Raw genomic sequence first — 18,522 nt, 5'->3', positions numbered from 1 at the left:
GCCGTGCGAGTCTTCACCTCGTTCGACGAGTTGACCGCCGCCGTCGGGGAGACCCTCGGGCCCGGTCCGTGGGAACGGATCGAGCAGAGCCGCGTCGACCTCTTCGCCGACGCCACCGACGACCACCAGTGGATCCACGTCGATCCGACCCGGGCCGCGTCGGGGCCGTACGGCGGGACCATCGCCCACGGGTACCTGACGTTGTCGCTGCTGCCGGCATTGGCCGGCGGGCTCTACCGGGTGCAGGGGGTGGCGATGGGGGTCAACTACGGGCTGAACCGGGTGCGTTTCCCCGCCCCGGTGCCGGTCGGCGCCGCCGTCCGGGCCACCGCAGTCCTCGCCGAGGTGTCCCCGGTGACCGGCGGCGTGCAGGTGGTCGCGACGGTCACCGTGGAGAGCGACAGCGGCGGCAAGCCCGTCTGTGTGGCCGAGACCGTCAGCCGGCTCTATCTCGCGACGAGTTGACGGCGGTCCAGCGAGACCCCGCCTTGCGGAGAAGTTCCGGAATTTGCGGCCCTTCCAGCTCCGCGGCTCCGCCCCGCTGGTCGGCTTCCGACGGCGCGCACCTGCCGAATGGCCACCCACCTGGACGGCTGTCACCTCGGCAGCTGAACGGCGTCCTGCGGGTCTCGTAAAACTTCCGGAAATTGTTGCTCGTCTATCAGCGGCGCTGACATACTCCACATCCATCGGAGTCGATGATCGAGGGCTGGTGCCTCTTCCCGGGCGCCCCTGCGTGAGTGGTCCCGACCCGATACCCCACCACCCACCGGGGCGCCGCGTCAGTCACCCCGTCCCGGGTCCACCGGAAGGAAAAGACATGACCGAGAGGTGCCACGGGGACACCCGCCCACCGACGGGCCCACGAGCGCGTACGGCTATCGTCCTCGCCACCGCGGCTCTGCTCGCCGCGACAGGTGCCGCGTTCCTGCCGAGCACGGCGAGCGCCGGAACCACCCTGGGCGCGTCCGCCGCCGAGAAGGGTCGCTACTTCGGCACGGCGGTGGCCGCGAGCCGGTTGAGCGACAACGCGTACACCACGATCCTCAACCGTGAGTTCAACATGGTCACGGCCGAGAACGAGATGAAGATGAACGCCACCGAGCCGCAGCAGGGTCGGTTCAGCTACGGGGCGGCCGAGCAGATCGTCAACCACGCGCGCAGCCGCGGCATGAGCGTGCGGGGCCACACCCTGGCGTGGCACTCGCAGCAGCCGGGCTGGATGGAGAGCATGAGTGGCAGTGCGTTGCGGCAGGCGATGCTCAACCACGTGACGCAGGTGGCCACCCACTTCCGGGGTCAGGTCGTGGCGTGGGACGTGGTGAACGAGGCGTTCGCCGACGGCGGTTCCGGAGGTCGTCGGGACTCGAACCTGCAGCGCACCGGCAACGACTGGATCGAGGCGGCGTTCCGGGCGGCGGACGCCGCCGATCCGAACGCGAAGCTGTGTTACAACGACTACAACACCGACAACTGGACGCACGCGAAGACCCAGGGTGTCTACAACATGGTGCGGGACTTCAAGGCCCGTGGCGTGCCGATCGACTGCGTCGGTTTCCAGTCGCACTTCAACAACAACTCGCCGTACGTGAGCAACTACCGCACCACGTTGTCGAGCTTCGCCGCGCTGGGCGTCGACGTGCAGATCACCGAATTGGACATCCAGGGCGCTCCGGCGAACACCTACCGCAGCGTGGTGGAGGACTGCATGGCCGTGCCCCGCTGCAACGGGATCACGGTCTGGGGCATCCGGGACAGCGACTCGTGGCTGGCCTCGCAGACGCCGCTGTTGTTCAACAGCAACGGTTCCAAGAAGGCCGCGTACGACGCCGTCCTCGCCGCGCTGAACAACGGCAGTGCGGTCCCGACGACGGCTCCGCCGACGAGCGCCCCGCCCACCTCCGTCCCGCCGACCTCCGCGCCGCCGACCTCCGTCCCGCCGACCACCACGCCTCCGCCCGGCGGCGGTTGCACCGCGACGCTGCAGGACAGCACCCGGTGGGGCGACCGGTTCAACAGTCAGGTGACCGTCAGCGGGGCGAGCAACTGGAGCGTCGTGGTGGCCGTCACCCCGCCCCAGAAGGTGTCCGCCACCTGGAACGGCAGCCCCAGCTGGGACAGCAGCGGAAACGTCATGACGATGCGGTCGAACGGCAGCGGCAACGTCTTCGGTTTCACCACCATGGCCAACGGCAACTGGACCCGCCCACAGGTGCTTTCCTGCACCGCCTCCTGAGCACCACCGCACGCTGACGGGGCGGCGACGGGATCCCGTCGCCGCCCCATCAGCGCGAGAGAACCGTCAGGCGAGGGCGCAGGCGGTGCCGTTGAGGGTGAACGCGGACGGTCGGCCGGCGTTCCCGGTGTGGGTTGCCTGGAATCCGATGTCGACAGAGGTGCTCGGCGCGATCGTCGAGTTGTAGGAGACGTTACGAGCGGTCACCGCCCCGCTCGACGGGGAGTAGTCGGCGTTCCAGCCGCCGGTGATGGTCTGCCCGCCCGGCAGCGTGAACGCCAGTGCCCAACCGTTGACCGGAGTGCTGCCCGTGTTGGCCACCGAGACGGACGCGGTGAGACCGTTGCCCCAGGAGTTGACCGTGTACGTGACCCGGCACGCACCGGACGGCGGCGGGGTGGTGGGCGGCGGCGTGGTCGGTGGCGGGGTCGTGGGCGGCGGGGTGGTGGGCGGCGGGGTCGTGGGCGGCGCGGTGGTCGGCGGACTGTTGTCACCGATGCTGCCGGGCACCGTCCGGAGAGCGTCGTACCAGGCCACGGCCATCTTCCGATAGCCGGTGGCGTTGGGATGCACCCCGTCGGCCAGGTCGCTGAGGGTCAGGGCCCGGTACATGTCGACCAGGTGCACGCGTTTGCCGGCGGCGGCCCTGGTCTGCACGATCCCGGGGATCGCCGCGTTGTATCCCCGGACCTGATTGTCCGCGCCCGACTTCGGGATGATCGTCGCGACGAACACGTCCGCGTTCGGGGCGGTGTTGGTGATCCGGTCGACAAGGGTGGCCAGTCGGCCCGGGGCGCCGGAGGTGTCGCCGTACATGTCGTTGGTGCCGATGTGCAGCAGCACGGTCCGGGGATTCGTGGCCCGCAACCAGTTGACCACGTTGGCGTCGATCTGGGCGATGGTCCAGCCGGAGTGGCCCTCGTGGTCGTGGTCGCCGAGGCTGCCCGGGCCGTTGAACTGGGAACCGACGAAGTCGATCCGGTAGCTGCCGGCGGTGAACCGCTGCCAGAGCTCGATCCGGTATCCACCCGCGACGTTGAACCCGTCGGTGATCGAGTCACCGAGCGGCATCACGCGTACGCCGCCGTTGGATTCGGCGTTCGCCGGCGTGGTCGCGATGGGTACGGCCGCGGCCATCGCCGCGGCCGCGGCCAGGGCCGCCCACCACCGGCGGGTTCGTCGGGGTCTCGTCGTCGCGGTGGCGGTGGGTGACGGAGGGACGGGGTGGCCGAGCGTTGCACTGCTCATGGGACTTCCTCTGGTGGTGAGGGCGCGCGACAACGGCGGCCACCAGGAGACGGCCGCCGCCGGGACGCGGTAGGCGGGCTGCGCGCAACGACCAGGAACCCGGACGTCTGCACTGGCGATCGTGGCGCTGCGGCTGGCACTGGTCATCGAGGGTCGGAGCCGACAGGCCGATGATCAGTGGCGGAAGTGTGCCCTGCACCTCGCCTGACGCACCCTAACGTGTTATCGCTAACATCGGCAAGAGATCGGCGCCCGGCTATGAGTTACGCCCCGGGCGGCGCGCCTACGTACGGGAGGGGCCAGCCCGGTGCAGCGTCGAGTCGAGCCAGCGCAGCTGACGCCGAACGTGCACGGCCTCGCCGCCCTCGTGACCGTTGAACGGGTAGACGTGCATCTCGCGCGCCGGCGGCACCGGGAGCCGGGCCAGGGCCCCGTACTGGTTGTAGGCGGCGAAGCCGGTGCTCGGTGGGCACACGGTGTCCCGCAGCCCGATCCCGAAGTGTGCCGGCGCGGTCGCCCGCCGGGCGAAGCTCACGCCGTCGACGTAGGACAGGGTGCGCCAGACCGCCTCCTCCGCCTCCCGGTGCACGGCCAGGTACCGGGCGATCTCGCCGTACGGCGCGGGTTCGCTGACCTGGACGGCCCGCCGCATGTCGCACAGGAACGGGGCGGTGGTCAGCACCGCGCGAAGATCGCCGACCAGGCCGGCCACCGCCAGGGCCAGGCCGCCGCCCTGGCTGTTGCCGACCACGGCGACCCGGTCACCGTCGACCCCCGGCAGTGCGCGGACCGCGTCGACCGCCCGGACCGCGTCGGTGATCAGACGTCGGTAGTGGTAGTCGCGGGGGTCGAGGATCCCCCAGGTGACCGGCCAGGGCCCGCCGGGAGCGCCGTGCGGGTCGGGGGTGTCCCCGGCGCCGTACTGCCCCGCCTGGCCCCGGTTGTCCATCAGCAGGTGGGCGTACCCGGCTGTCGGCCAGGTCAGCCGCTCGTGGGGCAGGCCGCGACCACGGCCGTAGCCGGCGTACTCGACGACGGCGGGCAGTGGCCCCGCCACCCCGGCGGGGCGGGTGTACCAGGCCCGGACCGGGTCGCCGCCGAAGCCCGCGAACGTGACGTCCCAGGAGTCGAGCAGGCGCAGGTCGGTCGGCTCCGGTCGGACGTCGACGAGCACCGGTCGGCTTGCCGCATCGAGGCGGGTGTCACGCCAGAACTCGTCGAAGTCGTCGGGTTCGACGATCTCGGGCGCGTACCGCTGGAGGTCGTCGAGCAGGGCGGCGGAGTGGGGCACGGGTCCTCGCAGGGGCTCGGGTCAGTGCGGGCTGGCGGGGGGTGCGGTGCTCTCCCGGACGACCAACTCGGTCACCAGGTCGATCCGGCTGGTCGCCGGCTCGTTGCCCCTGGTCAGGTCGAGCAGCATCTGGGTGGCGATGCCCGCCATGTCGCGCAACGGCTGGTTGATCGTGGTGAGGGCCGGGTCGGTCCAGGTGGAGACCGGGAGGTTGTCGTACCCGATCACCGACAGGTCCTCGGGCACCCGCAGGCCGCACTGGCGGGCGGCCCGGAGCACCCCCATGGCCTGGATGTCGGAGCCGGCGAAGATCGCCGTGGGTCGAGACGGCCGGCGGAGCAGGTCCAGCCCGTGGGCGTGCCCGGCGCCGGCGGAGAAGCTGCCGTAGCGGATCAGCTCCCGGTCGACGGTGAGCCCGGCCTCTTCGTGGGCCGACTGGAAGCCGGCGGCGCGGGCGCGACTGCAGAGCACATCGGTCGGCCCGGAGATGATGGCGATCCGTCGGTGCCCCAACTCCAGGAGGTGTCGGGCGGCGAGCAGCCCGCCGTTCCAGTTGTTCGAACCGACAGTGGGTACGGAGGCCGAGGTCGCGCTGTCGGTGTCGACGACGACGAACGGAATGCCCTGACGCCGCAGGTGCTGCTGTTGGGCCTCGGCCAGGTGGGAGAGGACGAACACCACGCCCAACGGGCGGTCGGCGAGAATCGTGTCCAGCCATCGCGCCGGGGGGCGGTGCGCACCGTCGAGTTGGGCGACCGACATCCCGACGCCGGCCGCGGTGGTCACCGCCTCGACACCGCGCAGGATCTCCATGGCCCACCCGGTGTCGAACTCGTGGAACACGAGATGGATCCGCCCCCCACTGGTGGAGGGCCGCCGGGTGCGGCGCTGGTACTTGTGGCGATCGAGACTCGCCTCCACGCGCGCTCTGGTGCCGGGGGCGACGTCGCCACGTCCGTTGAGGACCTTGGAGACCGTGGCGACCGAGACGCCGACATCGTGGGCGATCGTCGCGATGGTGGTGGAGGCGGGTGGGTCGGGCGGGCGGTGCTCTGTCATCGCGGCCCCATACGGCATCCGAAAATTTCGGGAGACCCTAACACGATTGGCCGAGCACGCCAGCCGTTGCGGCAGTCGGCCCGTCCGTTTCGCGGGCCATTATCCCCCTGGTTCGCGACGGAGTGCCGATGGCGGGGTGACCGTGTGCGCCGAGCGGCCGCCGGAGTCCAGTTGAGGCCCTTGACACCCATCGATGGGGCACTTAGGTTGCCGAAAAGGTTGCGCAGGCTTCCGGAAAGTTTCGGATCGTGTGAACGTCCGCCACCGAACTGGTTCCACCAGGGCACGGGGATGTGGCCGGAGCTAAGGGGTCATGGCATGAGAAGTCAGTCGCCCGTGGACAGCGACGCCGCGCCGTGGCGCGATCCCCGGTTGTCGCCGACCGAACGGGCCGAGGCGCTCCTGCCGTTGATGACACTCGAAGAGAAGATCGCGCAACTGATCGGAGTCTGGGTCGGCGCGGACGCCTCCGGCGAGGGGGTCGCCCCACACCAGTCCGACATGATCAGCGAGCTGCCGCCGTGGAGCACCGTCATCCGGTACGGGTTGGGCCAGCTCACCCGGCCGTTTGGCACCGCGCCCGTCGACCCGGTGCTCGGCGCCCGGTCGCTCGCCGCCTCCCAGGCGCAGATCGTCGCCGCCAGCCGGTTCGGCATCCCGGCGCAGGTGCACGAGGAGTGCCTCACCGGGTTCGCGGCCTGGCGGGCCACCGTCTACCCGACCCCGCTCAGCTGGGGCGCGTCCTTCGACCCGGAGCTGGTCGAGGTGATGGCCGACCGGATCGGGCGCTCCATGCGCGCGGCGGGTGTGCACCAGGGGCTCGCGCCGGTTCTCGACGTCACCCGCGACTACCGCTGGGGCCGCACCGAGGAGACGATCGGTGAGGACCCCTACCTGGTGGGGACGACCGGCGCCGCGTACGTGCGAGGGCTGGAGGGCGCCGGTGTGGTGGCCACCCTCAAACACCTCGCCGGCTACTCCGCCTCCCGGGGTGGGCGCAACCTCGCCCCGGTGCCGATGGGCCGCCGGGAGTTGACAGACGTGATCCTGCCGCCGTTCGAGATGGCCCTGCGCCTCGGCGGTGCCCGCTCGGTGATGAACTCCTACGCCGAGATCGACGGTCTGCCCGTCGCCGCCGACGAGGCACTGCTGACCGGCCTGCTGCGCGACGAGTGGGGTTTCACCGGCACCGTGGTCGCCGACTACTTCGCCGTCCGGTTCCTGGAGACCCTGCACGGTGTCGCCGCCGACGCCGCCGACGCGGCCCGGCTCGCCCTGCGCGCCGGGATCGACGTCGAGCTGCCCACCGTGGACACCTTCGGCACCCCGCTGGTCGAGGCCGTCCGCAGCGGCGACGTCGACGAGGCACTGATCGACCGGGCGCTGCGGCGCGTGCTGATCCAGAAGATCGAGATCGGCCTGCTCGACGAGGGCTGGCGGGAACTGCCCGACGACGTGGCGTCCCTGCGGTTCGACGACGAGATCAGCCAGGACGTGGCCGTACGCCTGGCCCGGGAGTCCGTCGTCCTGCTGCGCAACGGCGGCGTCCTCCCGCTGCCCGCCGGCAGCCGGGTCGCCCTGGTCGGCCCGGTCGCCGACGACCCGATGGCCATGCTCGGCTGCTACTCGTTCCCCAACCACGTGGGCATCCACCACAGCGAGCACGGGCTCGGCCTGGAGATCCCCTCGCTGCGCGACGAGCTGGCCCGACGCGTCCCGCTGCTCACCCACGAGCCGGGCTGCACCATCACCGGCGAGGACACCTCCGGCATCCCGGCTGCGGTCGCCGCGGCGGCCGCCGCCGACGTGTGCGTGCTCGCCGTCGGTGACCGCGCGGGCATGTTCGGCCGGGGCACCTCCGGTGAGGGCTGCGACGCCGTCGACCTGCGGCTGCCCGGTGTGCAGGCCGATCTCGTCCGGGCCGTCCTCGCCACCGGCACCCCGGTCGTCCTGGTGCTGATGACCGGCCGCCCCTACGCGCTCGGCCCGGAGTTCGACAGCGCGGCGGCCGTGGTGCAGGCGTTCTTCCTCGGGCAGCTCGGCGGACAGGCGCTCGCCGAGGTGCTCACCGGTGCCGTGAACCCGTCCGGGCGGTTGCCGGTCAGCGTTCCCCGACATGCCGGCGGGTTGCCGGGCACCTACCTGTCGCCGCCGCTCGGGCGCCGCACCAAGGTCTCCTCGGTCGACCCGACCCCGGCGTACCCGTTCGGTCACGGGCTGAGCTACACCACCTTCGAGTGGTCCGACGCCACAGTGGTCGACCCGGCGGGCGAGACGCGGGACGAGCCGGCGGCGTGGCCGGTCGACGGCGAGGTGCGGGTGCGGATCACCGTCGCCAACACCGGCGACCGGGCCGGCACCGAGGTCGTGCAGCTCTACCTGCACGACCCGGTCGCGCAGACCACCCGCCCGGTCGTCCGGCTGGTCGGCTACACCCGACTGCCGCTGGAACCCGGCGAGGTGGCGCACGTGACGTTCGGCGTACCGGCCGACCTGGCCTCGTTCACCGGGTTGTCCGGCCGGCGGATCGTCGAGCCCGGCGAGGTCGAGCTGCGGTTCGGCCGGTCGAGCGGCGACGCCGTGGCGACCCTGCCACTGCGGCTGACCGGCGTCGAGCGCCAGGTCGGCCACCAGCGGGACCTGCTCACGTCGGTGCGGGTGGAGCCCCTCGTGGCCCTCCCGCATCCCGCCTAGGAGACCGAGGATGACATCGACCTTACGGCCACCGCCGCCGGCGCCACCCCAGTCCCAGGCCGCCAGCCCCGCACCGCGAAAGCCACGGCGCCGTCGGAGCTGGCGGCAGGCCCTGCGCCGGGACTGGCAGCTCTACTCGTTGGCCATCCTGCCGCTGCTGTTCTTCCTGGTCTTCCGGTACCTCCCGATGCTCGGGAACATCATCGCGTTCCGCCGGTTCAAGCCGGGCGGCAACATCTTCGGTGAGTACTGGGTCGGCCTGCGGTACTTCCGGATGTTCCTCACCGACCCGACGTTCTGGGAGGTCTTCACCAACACGCTCGTGCTCGGGACGCTGACCCTGCTGTTCTGCTTCCCGTTGCCGATCGTGCTGGCGCTGATGCTCAACGAGGTGCGCGCCCGCCGGTTCAAGCGGTTCGTCCAGTCGGTGTCCTACCTGCCGCACTTCCTGTCGATCGTGATCGTGGCGGCGATGGTCATGCAACTGACCTCGGTCGGTGGCGCGGCCAACCAGCTCGTCGGCCTGTTCGGCGGGGAGCCGGTGGCATTCCTGCAGAAATCGGAGTGGTTCCGCACCATCTACGTCTCGTCCGAGGTCTGGCAGACCGTCGGTTGGGGGACGATCCTCTACCTCGCCGCGCTCACCACGGTCGACGAGGAGCTGTACGAGGCGGCCCGGATCGACGGCGCGAGCCGGTGGCGGCAGACCTGGCACGTGACGTTGCCGGGGATCCGGCCGACGATGATGACGCTGCTGATCCTCAACATCGGCAACTTCCTGGCGGTCGGGTTCGAGAAGATCCTGCTGCTCTACAACCCGCTGACGTACCCGACCGCGGACGTGGTCTCCACCTATCTGTTCCGGATGGGCTTCCAGTCCAGCAACTTCAGCTACGCCGCCGCCATCGGCCTCTTCGAGGCGGTGATCGGGTTGATCCTGGTCCTGACGGCGAACCTCATCTCCCGGCGCACGGTGGGGACGAGCCTGTGGTGATCCTCGGTACGAAGAGCGACGCCCCGAAGACGCGGGGCCCGGTGGACAGTCGTGGCTACCGGATCTTCCGGATCGTCAACACGGTCGTCCTGATCGGCGTCGTGGTCGTGACGCTGTTCCCGTTCCTCAACATCGTGGCCCGCTCGCTCAGCGAAGAGGCGTACATCATCACGGGGAAGGTGAGCATCGTCCCGCGCGGGTTCGACCTGACCGCGTACAAGCTGTTGATGTCCGATGGGTTGTTCTGGACGAACTACCGCAACACGGTGGTGTACACGGTGGTCGCCACGCTCATCTCGATCGTGCTGACCACCTGTTACGCGTACGTGCTGTCGAAGCCACAGCTCAAGGGACGCGGTGTCCTGGTCGGCATCGCGCTGTTCACCATGTTCTTCTCCGGCGGCCTGATCCCCAACTACGTGCTGGTCACCAGCCTGGGGATGAAGAACACCATCTGGGCCGTGGTGGTCCCCAACGCCATCAGCGTGTTCAACCTGCTGGTCATGAAGGCGTTCTTCGAGAGCCTGCCGAGTGAGTTGGAGGAGGCCGCCGCCGTCGACGGGCTGAACACGTACGGCATCCTGCTACGGATCGTGTTGCCGCTGTCGAAGGCGATCATCGCCACGATGGTGCTCTTCTACGCGGTGTCGTTCTGGAACTCGTGGTTCACCGCGTTCCTCTACATCGACCAGCAGGACCTGCTGCCGGTCACCGTCTACCTGCGCAACCTCATCGCGGGCGCCACCAGCGCCGAGTCCGCCGCCGCCGACGCCGACAAGGTCCAGGCCGCAGCCACCCTTGAGGCCGTGACGATCGTGCTCACCACCCTGCCGATCCTGGCGGTCTACCCCTTCGTCCAGCGGTACTTCGTCCGCGGCGTGATGCTCGGCGCGGTCAAGGGGTGACGCCGACGCCACACAGATCCACCTTCGAATCCCCACCACCGAAAGGACGAGCCATGCTCCACAAGACGTGGCGCCGGGTGGCGATAGCCACCGCGGGTCTGCTCGCGCTCACCCTCAGCACCGCCTGTTCCGAGGACCCCGGCGAGTCGACGGACCTCTCGGAGAACAAGGTCGGGGCGATGGCCACCTACGGCGTCGGCGACCAGTTCAAGGCCACCGAGGCGCTCTCCTTCTCCACCCTCTACAACAACCACAACTTCTATCCGCTCAAGGAAGACTGGGCGTTCTGGTCGGAGCTGACCAAGCGGACCAACGTCAAGATCGAGCCGGTGGCCGTGCCGCTGAGCGACTACGAGCAGAAGCGCAGCCTGTTGATCGGCGCCGGGGACGCCCCGCTGATCATCCCGAAGACGTACCACCCGCAGGAGGACGCGTTCGTGGCCTCCGGGGCGATCCTCCCGGTGAGCGACTACCTGGATCTGATGCCCAACCTCAAGGACAAGATCGCCAAGTGGAACCTCAAGCCGGAGATCGACAACCTGCGGCAGGCCGACGGTAAGTTCTACCTGCTGCCCGGCCTGCACGAGAAGCCCACGCAGGACTACACGGTGCTGGTGCGCACCGACATCATGCAGGAGCTCAACCTCCCCGTCCCGAAGACCTGGGACGACCTGTACACGGTGCTCAAGGCGATGAAGGCGAAGTACCCGAACGTCTACCCGTACTCCGACCTCTTCAGCAAGCCCAACCCGACCGGCGCCCTGCTGAACCTCCTCGGCTCGGCCCACGGCACCTACGCGGGCTGGGACTTCCAGCACGCCACCTGGAACCCGGCGGAGAAGAAGTTCACCTACACCGGCTCGTCCGAGCAGTACAAGCAGATGGTCACGTTCCTGCACAAACTCGTCGCCGAGGGCCTGCTCGACCCGGAGAGCTTCACCCAGACCGACGACCAGGCCCGTCAGAAGCTCGCCAACGGCAAGTCCTTCGTGGTCACCGGCAACGCGCAGACGCTTGTCAACAACCACCGTCCCGACCTGGCCAAGACCCTGCCGAACGCGAAGATGGCCAAGATCCCGCTGCCGATCGGCCCGGCCGGCGAGGTCAACCCGTTCCCCCGGCTGGAGAACGGCATCATGATCTCCTCGAAGGCCCGGGAGAGCAAGAACTTCGTGGCCATGATGCAGTTCATCGACTGGTTGTGGTATTCGGACGCAGGTTTGGAGTTCGCCCGCTGGGGCGTCGAGGGCACCACCTTCACCAAGGACGCGTCCGGCAAGCGCACGCTCGTCCCCGACGTCGACTTCCTCGGCCTCAACCCGAAGGCGACCAAGCACCTACAGAAGGACTTCGGCTTCCAGAACGGCGTCTTCGCCTACGGCGGCGGCCCCGACCTCGTTCGTGGGTTCTTTTCCCCGGAGGAGTTGGAGTTCCAGAAGGTGATGGACGCCCGCAAGCCGCGAGAGGTTCCCCCGCCGCACCCGTTCACCGACGAGGAACGCGAGCAGGTGTCGCTCTGGGAGACCCCGCTGAAGGACTTCGTCACCCAGAACACGCTCAAGTTCGCCCTCGGCCAGCGGCCCCTCAGCGAGTGGGACGCCTACGTGGCCGAGCTGAAGGCCAAGAACTCCGAGCAGTACATCGACGTGGTCAACAAGGCGTACGAGCGGTTCCAGAAGGACAACGGCTGATCAGCGGGGAGTCCGGGCGGGCGGTCCAGCGGGGCCGTCGTCCGGACTCCCCGACGACCACCGGCCCGGGGCGCGCGGGTGACCCGCCCGCCCGCGGGCAGGACGACCAGAGGACGGCGATGCGCACTACCGTTTCCGGCCAACCCACCCGACGCCGCGCCGGCACCCGGCGACGCTGCGGCCGTCGCGACCGGAGGGGACGGCGGTGAGCGCCGCGCGCACCTGGCGACAGTTCGGCGACGGCCCGCTGTCGCGGATCACCTCGCGCGTCTACATCCTGCTCGTCGTCGAGTTGCTGCTCCTGCTCACCACCCTGCCCGGCCTGCTTCCGCTGTTGCTGTTGGGCCGCGACCCCAGCAACCTGCCGCTGGCCGCCCTCTTCCTGGTGCCGCTCGGGCCGGCGATCTCGGCCGCCCTGTACGCCCTGCACCACCAGCGCACCGACCTGACCGACCTGCGGCCCGCAAGCGTGTTCTGGCGCGGGTACCGGGCCAACCTGTCCGGCGTGCTGCGCGTCTGGGTGCCGACACTGCTGTGGCTGACCGTGCTCGCCCTGAACCTCGCCTACCGGGGCGCGGTCGGCCTGCCGGGTTGGTGGACGGTGCCGCTGGTCCTGCTCGGTGTGGGTGTGACGCTCTGCGCGGCGAACGCCCTGGTGATCACCTCGCTGTTCGACTTCCGCACCCGCGACGTCCTTCGACTGGCCGTGCACTTCCTCGTGCGTACCCCCGGGGTCACCGTCGGCAACGCGCTGCTGGTGGCCGCCGCGGCCGGGATCACCGCGGTCCTCTCCGAGGCGGTGCTGGCGATCGTCGGTTCGGTCGCGGTCCTGGCGCTCCTGCGCGTCAGCGACCCGATGGTGCGGCTGACCCGGGAGGAGTTCACCCGATGAGTCTGCCCGTCACCGCCGGGACACCCCTGCGGGGTGACCACAACCCGGAACAGTCGCCCGAAGATCCATTGAAGTGGGGCTATCCTCTCTTCGACACCGCACGGATCGACCTGGTCGCCATCGGCGTCTTCGACCGGGCGCTGTCCCGCTACGACGTGGCCGGAGGTTCGCAACGACCGCCGTCGTACGGCGTCGTCGTGCTGAAGGAGGATCGGTGAACGCCGAAGAGTCGGTGGAGTTGGAGCAACTGATGTTCGTCGACGAGCCGCTGGAGGGTGACGAGCCGCGCGTGCACGCGGCCTGGCTGCCACCGGAGGCGTTCCGGGCCCTCGGCGCACGGCGCGTGCTCGTCCACGGTGACGGGTTGCTCGTCGACACCGCCCTCGACGAGGTGTCGCGGGCCTGCGCGCGCTACGGCGGGCGGGTGTGGCATTCCCCCTCCTGGGACGTCGACGTCGACCTGGTGCTCGTCCTGCGGGGCGCGAGCGAGTTGCCCAGCCCGGCGGTGGAGGCGGCGCGGTCGGCGGCGGAGGCGGCACTCGTCGAGATCGGCGACGGCGCGACGCTCGGCGACGAGGGGTTCCTGCTGGCCCGCGACGACCAGGTCACCGTGGTGCTGGCCGACGCGCCGGCCGGGCTGCTATACGGGCTCTTCCACGTCGTCCGGCTCTGCGCGGCGGCCTTCGACCCGGCCCGCCCGCCGGAGCTGCACCGGCCCGCGCTGCGCCGCCGGATGCTGAACCACTGGGACAACGTGGCCGTGCACCCGGTGATGGGCCAGGTCGAACGGGGATATGCCGGCGGCTCGATCTTCTGGCGAGACGGCCGCCCGCGCGGCGACCTGGCCCGGATCCGGGAGTACGGGCGACTGTTGGCCGCCAGCGGCGTCAACGCCATCTCGGTGAACAACGTCAACGTGGGCCGCACCGAGGCGCTGCTGCTCACCGACCGGATCGGCGACGTGGCCGAGATCGCGGACGTGCTGCGCCCGTACGGCATCCGAGTGCACCTGTCGGTCAGCTTCGCCGCACCCGTGGTCCTGGACGGCCTGCCGACCGCCGACCCCCTCGACGAGACGGTGCGGGCCTGGTGGGCCGCGACCACCCGGCGGGTGTACGAGCGCATCCCGGACTTCGGCGGCTATGTGGTCAAGGCCGACTCGGAGGGGCAACCCGGCCCGTTCACCTACGGGCGCGACCACGCCGACGGGGCGAACCTGCTCGCCGAGGCCCTCGCCCCGCACGGGGGAGTGGTGCACTGGCGGGCGTTCGTCTACAACCACCACCAGGACTGGCGGGACCGGTCCACCGACCGGGCCCGCGCCGCGTACGACCACTTCGCCCCGCTCGACGGGCGGTTCCGCACCAACGTCGTCGTGCAGGTGAAGCACGGCCCGGTGGACTTCCAGACGCGCGAGCCGGTGTCACCGGTGCTCGCGGCGATGCCGGCGACCCGGCTCGCGGTGGAGTTGCAGGTCACCCAGGAGTACACGGGCCAACAGCGGCACGTCTGCCACCTCGGCCCGTGGTGGAGTGAGGTGCTCAGCTTCGCCCCCTGGGGGCCGGGTGGCCGGACGATCGCCGACGTGGTCACGGGAGAGTCGGCGGCGGGCGGCGGGCTGGTCGCCGTCGCCAACGTGGGCGACGACCTGTTCTGGACCGGGCATCCGTTGGCGCAGGCCAACCTGTACGCGTTCGGCAGGCTCGCCTGGGACCCGCGAGCGGACCCGACGACGGTCCTCGACGAGTGGATGACGCTGACCTTCCCACCGTCGGCGACCGCCGAACCGGAGTTGGTGCGGCGGACACTGCACGAGATCATGGACGACTCGTGGCGCACCTACGAGCGCTACACCGCCCCGCTGGGCGTCGGCTTCATGGTCAACCCCGACGGCCACTACGGCCCCGGCGTCGACGGGTACGAGTACTCGCGGTGGGGCACCTACCACTTCGCCGACCGCGACGGCGTCGGCGTGGACCGCAGCCGCGCGTCGGGCACCGGCTTCGCCGGCCAGTACCCGCCGTACTGGGCCGAGGTGTACGAGTCGCCCGAGAGTTGCCCCGACGAGTTGCTGCTCTTCTTCCACCATGTGCCGTACCAGCACGTCCTGCACAGCGGGTCGACGGTCATCCAGCACATCTACGACACGCACTTCGCGGGTGTCGAAGAGGTGACGGCGATGCGCCGGCGGTGGCAGACGCTCAACGGGATGATCGACCCGGCCGTGTACGAGCGGGTGGCCGAACGCCTCGACGAGCAGGTGCGGTCCGCCACCGAGTGGCGCGACCAGGTCAACTCGTACTTTTTCCGCAAGTCCGGGGTGCCGGACGAGCGCGGGAGGTGCATCTACTGACCCGGCCGGCCCGAGCGGGCCGGCCGGGTGCCCCACCCGGTCACCAGGGGTGCACGGTGCCGTCCTCCAGCCGGTTCACCGGCAGGTACGCCGGCGAGTACGGGTAGCGGGCCGCCGCCTCCTCGTCGATGTCCACCCCGAGACCGGGCGTCTCGGCGGGGTGCAGGTAGCCGTCGGCGAAGTGGTAGCCGTGCGGGAACACCTCGTCGGTCTGCTCGGTGTGCCGCATGTATTCCTGAAGGCCGAAGTTGGGAATGGAGATGTCGAGCTGGAGCGCGGCGGCCATGCAGACGGGGGACAGGTCGGTGGCACCGTGTGATCCACTGCGGACGTGGTGCAACGCCGCGAGGTCGAAGATGCGGCGCAGGTGGGTGATCCCGCCGGCGTGCACCACGGTGGCCCGGACGTAGTCGATGAGCTGCTCCCGGATGAGCTGAGCGGCGTCGAAGATGCTGTTGAACACCTCACCGACGGCGATCGGGGTGGTGGTGTGCTGCCGGATCAGCCGGAAGCCCTCCTGGAGGTCGGCGGGAACCGGATCCTCCATCCAGGTCAGCGCGTAGGGCTCCAGGCTGCGGCCGAGCCGGGCCGCCTCGATCGGGGTGAGCCGGTGGTGCACGTCGTGCAGCAGCCGCAGGGTCGGGCCGAACTCGTCGCGTACCTGGGCGAACACCTTCGGCACGTGCGCCAGGTAACGCGGGGTGGACCAGGTCGCCTCGCTGGGCAACGCGGCGTCGGCCGGCTCGTAGAAGAACTTGTCGGTGCTGACGCCGTACGTCTTGGGTAGGCCCGGCACCCCACACTGCACCCGGACCGCCCGGTAGCCGAGGTCGACGTAGCGGGCGACCTCCACCAGCACTTCCTCGACGGTCTCGCCGTTGGCGTGGCCGTACACGGTGACACCCTCGCGGGACCGCCCACCGAGCAGTTGGTAGACCGGCAGGCCGGCGACCTTGCCCTTGATGTCCCACAGGGCCGTGTCCACGGCGGCGATGGCACTCATCGTGACCGGGCCGCGCCGCCAGTACGCCCCCTGGTACAGGTACTGCCACGTGTCCTCGATGCGGGCCGGGTCGCGGCCGATCAGCAGGGGCGCCACGTGGTCGCGCAGGTACGACGCGACGGCCAACTCCCGGCCGTTGAGGGTGGCGTCCCCGACGCCGGTCACCCCCTCGTCGGTGACGATTTTGAGGGTGACGAAGTTGCGGCCCGGACACGTCAGGATGACCCTGACATCAACGATCTTCACTGCTCCTCCTTCGTGCCCACGGCGTCGTCCGCCGGACGCTCGTAGGGGGGTCGCGCGAGGGATGTGGATGCCCGGCACGTTTCGAGAACATCCCGATAATAGCCCGCGACCCGCCGCCGATGGTCGGCCCGGTGGCGGCGGCTGGCCGCGCAGGTGAGCCCGGAATGCGTTGCCGTGAAAGGTTTCCGGAAGTATTGACAATCGAGATGCCTCGATCAAAGCTGACTTCGTCACGCGAGCCGGGTCAGGGTCGGGCGAAGGGCAGTCCTCGACTTCAGTCCTCTTCCACGCGTCTATCTCCCGAGGGATCGCGATCGATGACACTCAAGACACGGATGCTGGGCGCCGTCATGGCGGCCCTGACGTTGGCCGCCGCGGCGTTGACGTTCGCCACCCCGGCGTCGGCGGCGACGCTGACCCAGGTGACCGGCTTCGGCACCAACCCCACAAACCTCCAGATGCACCTGTACGTCCCGGACCGGGTGGCCACCCGACCGGCGATCCTGCTCGCCCTGCACTACTGCACCGGGTCGGGCCCGGCGTTCCACTCCGGCACTCAGTACGCGTCCCTCGCGGACCGCTACGGATTCATCGTGATCTACCCGTCGGTGACCCGCAGCAGCAAGTGCTGGGACGTGGCCTCACCGCAGGCCCTCCGCCGGGGCGGAGGCAGCGACCCGGTCGGGCTCATGTCGATGGTCGACTACGTGCGGCAGCGTTACGCCGCCGACCCGGCACGGATCTTCGCCACCGGCACCTCGTCCGGCGCGATGATGACAAACGTCATGCTTGGTGACTACCCGGACGTGTTCGCGGCGGGCGCCTCCTTCGCCGGGGTGCCGTTCGGCTGTTTCGCCACCGGAGGCAGCTCCGAGTGGAACAGCCAGTGCGCGAACGGGCAGCTCATCAAGACCCCGCAGCAGTGGGGGGACCTGGTCCGTGGGGCGTATCCCGGCTACACCGGCCCGCGGCCCCGCATGCAGATCTGGCACGGCACCAACGACGAGACGCTGCGCTACCCGAACTTCGGTGAGCAGGTCAAGCAGTGGACCAACGTGCACGGGTTGAGCCAGACCCCGACCTACACCGACTCCCCGCAGTCCGGCCACACCCGCACCCGGTACGGCAGCAGCGGCCCGATGGCGCCGGTCGAGGCGATCAGCCTGCAGGGTGTCACGCACAACCTGCCGGTCGACGCCGCGCAGGTCATCCGCTTCTTCGGCCTGGACGGCACCACCCCGCCGACCACGCCCCCGCCGACCACGCCGCCCCCGACGACTCCGCCCCCGACCACTCCGCCACCCACCACTCCGCCACCCACCACGCCGCCCCCGACGACTCCGCCGCCCACCACGCCGCCCCCGACTGAGGGTGGCTGCACCGCGACGGCGACGGTGAACCAGTGGACCGGCGGCTTCGTGGCGAGCGTACGGGTGACGGCCGGCTCGTCGGCTCTCAACGGTTGGACCGTGACGATCCCGCTGCCGTCCGGTGCGGCGGTCACCAACGCCTGGAGCGCCAACCCCAGCGGTAACACCGGCACGACGAACTGGACGAACGTGGCCTACAACGGCCAGATCGCTGCCGGGCAGTCCACCGAGTTCGGCTTCCAGGGCACCGGCACCGCCGGCAGCCTCAGCCCCACCTGCGCGGCCAGCTAAACGAAGCAGAGGCCGGTGCGGAGGGACTCACCCCCGCACCGGCCTCCGGCCCCGGACCTCGCCGCTCGGCCCGGTTCTCCACCCCGGCCCCGCGCGGTTGGGGAAGTGCCAGTCGGTTGGCGCCTGTAGAGCTGCCCCGGGTGTGGGGCAACGAGGGTTTTCGTCGTTCCCGGCCGACGTCGGTGCCGAGCCGGAGTGGAACGTGTCGGCAACCTGGGCGCAGCACCCGACCAACCGCTATTCGCGAAG

The 18,522-nt window shown here is 70.1% G+C and carries 14 protein-coding genes; 10 read left to right on the top strand and 4 right to left on the bottom strand.

All coding sequences use genetic code 11. The annotated features are described in order from the left end of the window. The first annotated feature begins 3 nt into the window (after positions 1-3). Positions 4-465: a MaoC family dehydratase gene (locus ACGFIW_RS17770; protein ID WP_393316376.1), complete on the top strand. Its 462-nt coding sequence runs from the start codon at positions 4-6 to the stop codon at positions 463-465. 355 nt (positions 466-820) lie between these two features. Then, positions 821-2,236, top strand: coding sequence for an endo-1,4-beta-xylanase (locus ACGFIW_RS17765; protein ID WP_393316373.1), 1,416 nt, complete (start codon positions 821-823; stop codon positions 2,234-2,236). Positions 2,237-2,302: 66 nt separating this feature from the next. On the opposite strand, the gene ACGFIW_RS17760 is transcribed toward ACGFIW_RS17765, so the two are convergent. The 3 genes from ACGFIW_RS17760 to ACGFIW_RS17750 all read right to left on the bottom strand — a co-directional run bounded on the left by ACGFIW_RS17760 (position 2,303) and on the right by ACGFIW_RS17750 (position 5,834). Further along, on the bottom strand, positions 2,303-3,484 hold the full coding sequence (locus tag ACGFIW_RS17760) for a cellulose binding domain-containing protein (protein ID WP_393316370.1): 1,182 nt from the start codon (positions 3,482-3,484) through the stop codon (positions 2,303-2,305). A 283-nt stretch (positions 3,485-3,767) separates the two neighbouring features. Continuing rightward, positions 3,768-4,775: an acetylxylan esterase gene (locus ACGFIW_RS17755; protein ID WP_393316367.1), complete on the bottom strand. Its 1,008-nt coding sequence runs from the start codon at positions 4,773-4,775 to the stop codon at positions 3,768-3,770. Positions 4,776-4,796: 21 nt separating this feature from the next. Then, a complete protein-coding gene (locus ACGFIW_RS17750; protein ID WP_393316363.1) occupies positions 4,797-5,834 on the bottom strand; it encodes a LacI family DNA-binding transcriptional regulator in 1,038 nt (345 codons plus the stop codon). A 318-nt stretch (positions 5,835-6,152) separates the two neighbouring features. Between ACGFIW_RS17750 and ACGFIW_RS17745 the strand changes: the two genes are divergently transcribed. The 7 genes from ACGFIW_RS17745 to ACGFIW_RS17715 all read left to right on the top strand — a co-directional run bounded on the left by ACGFIW_RS17745 (position 6,153) and on the right by ACGFIW_RS17715 (position 15,363). Further along, on the top strand, positions 6,153-8,528 hold the full coding sequence (locus ACGFIW_RS17745; protein ID WP_393316360.1) for a glycoside hydrolase family 3 N-terminal domain-containing protein: 2,376 nt from the start codon (positions 6,153-6,155) through the stop codon (positions 8,526-8,528). A 10-nt stretch (positions 8,529-8,538) separates the two neighbouring features. Continuing rightward, positions 8,539-9,522 (top strand): ABC transporter permease, encoded by a 984-nt coding sequence (locus ACGFIW_RS17740; protein ID WP_393316357.1) that lies wholly within the window; start codon positions 8,539-8,541, stop codon positions 9,520-9,522. Next, complete coding sequence (locus tag ACGFIW_RS17735; protein WP_244166150.1) at positions 9,519-10,427, top strand: carbohydrate ABC transporter permease; 909 nt, start codon at positions 9,519-9,521, stop codon at positions 10,425-10,427. The genes ACGFIW_RS17740 and ACGFIW_RS17735 overlap by 4 nt, the downstream gene beginning before the upstream one ends. A 53-nt stretch (positions 10,428-10,480) precedes the next feature. After that, on the top strand, positions 10,481-12,118 hold the full coding sequence (locus tag ACGFIW_RS17730) for an extracellular solute-binding protein (RefSeq protein ID WP_393316354.1): 1,638 nt from the start codon (positions 10,481-10,483) through the stop codon (positions 12,116-12,118). Between the two features lie 205 nt (positions 12,119-12,323). Continuing rightward, on the top strand, positions 12,324-13,010 hold the full coding sequence (locus ACGFIW_RS17725; RefSeq protein ID WP_393316351.1) for a DUF624 domain-containing protein: 687 nt from the start codon (positions 12,324-12,326) through the stop codon (positions 13,008-13,010). Beyond that, complete coding sequence (locus ACGFIW_RS17720) at positions 13,007-13,228, top strand: hypothetical protein (RefSeq protein WP_393316348.1); 222 nt, start codon at positions 13,007-13,009, stop codon at positions 13,226-13,228. The genes ACGFIW_RS17725 and ACGFIW_RS17720 overlap by 4 nt, the downstream gene beginning before the upstream one ends. After that, on the top strand, positions 13,225-15,363 hold the full coding sequence (locus tag ACGFIW_RS17715) for an alpha-glucuronidase (RefSeq protein ID WP_393316345.1): 2,139 nt from the start codon (positions 13,225-13,227) through the stop codon (positions 15,361-15,363). The genes ACGFIW_RS17720 and ACGFIW_RS17715 overlap by 4 nt, the downstream gene beginning before the upstream one ends. Positions 15,364-15,403: 40 nt before the next feature. On the opposite strand, the gene manD is transcribed toward ACGFIW_RS17715, so the two are convergent. After that, positions 15,404-16,612: a D-mannonate dehydratase ManD gene (gene manD, locus ACGFIW_RS17710; RefSeq protein ID WP_393316343.1), complete on the bottom strand. Its 1,209-nt coding sequence runs from the start codon at positions 16,610-16,612 to the stop codon at positions 15,404-15,406. Positions 16,613-16,929: 317 nt separating this feature from the next. Here manD and ACGFIW_RS17705 point away from each other — a divergent pair, with 317 nt between their 5' ends. Further along, complete coding sequence (locus tag ACGFIW_RS17705) at positions 16,930-18,273, top strand: PHB depolymerase family esterase (RefSeq protein WP_393316340.1); 1,344 nt, start codon at positions 16,930-16,932, stop codon at positions 18,271-18,273. Positions 18,274-18,522: the final 249 nt, after the last annotated feature.

The organism is Micromonospora sp. NPDC048935 (assembly GCF_043197875.1).
Taxonomy (GTDB): domain Bacteria; phylum Actinomycetota; class Actinomycetes; order Mycobacteriales; family Micromonosporaceae; genus Micromonospora.
This window is presented reverse-complemented; position numbering and strand designations above follow the sequence as displayed.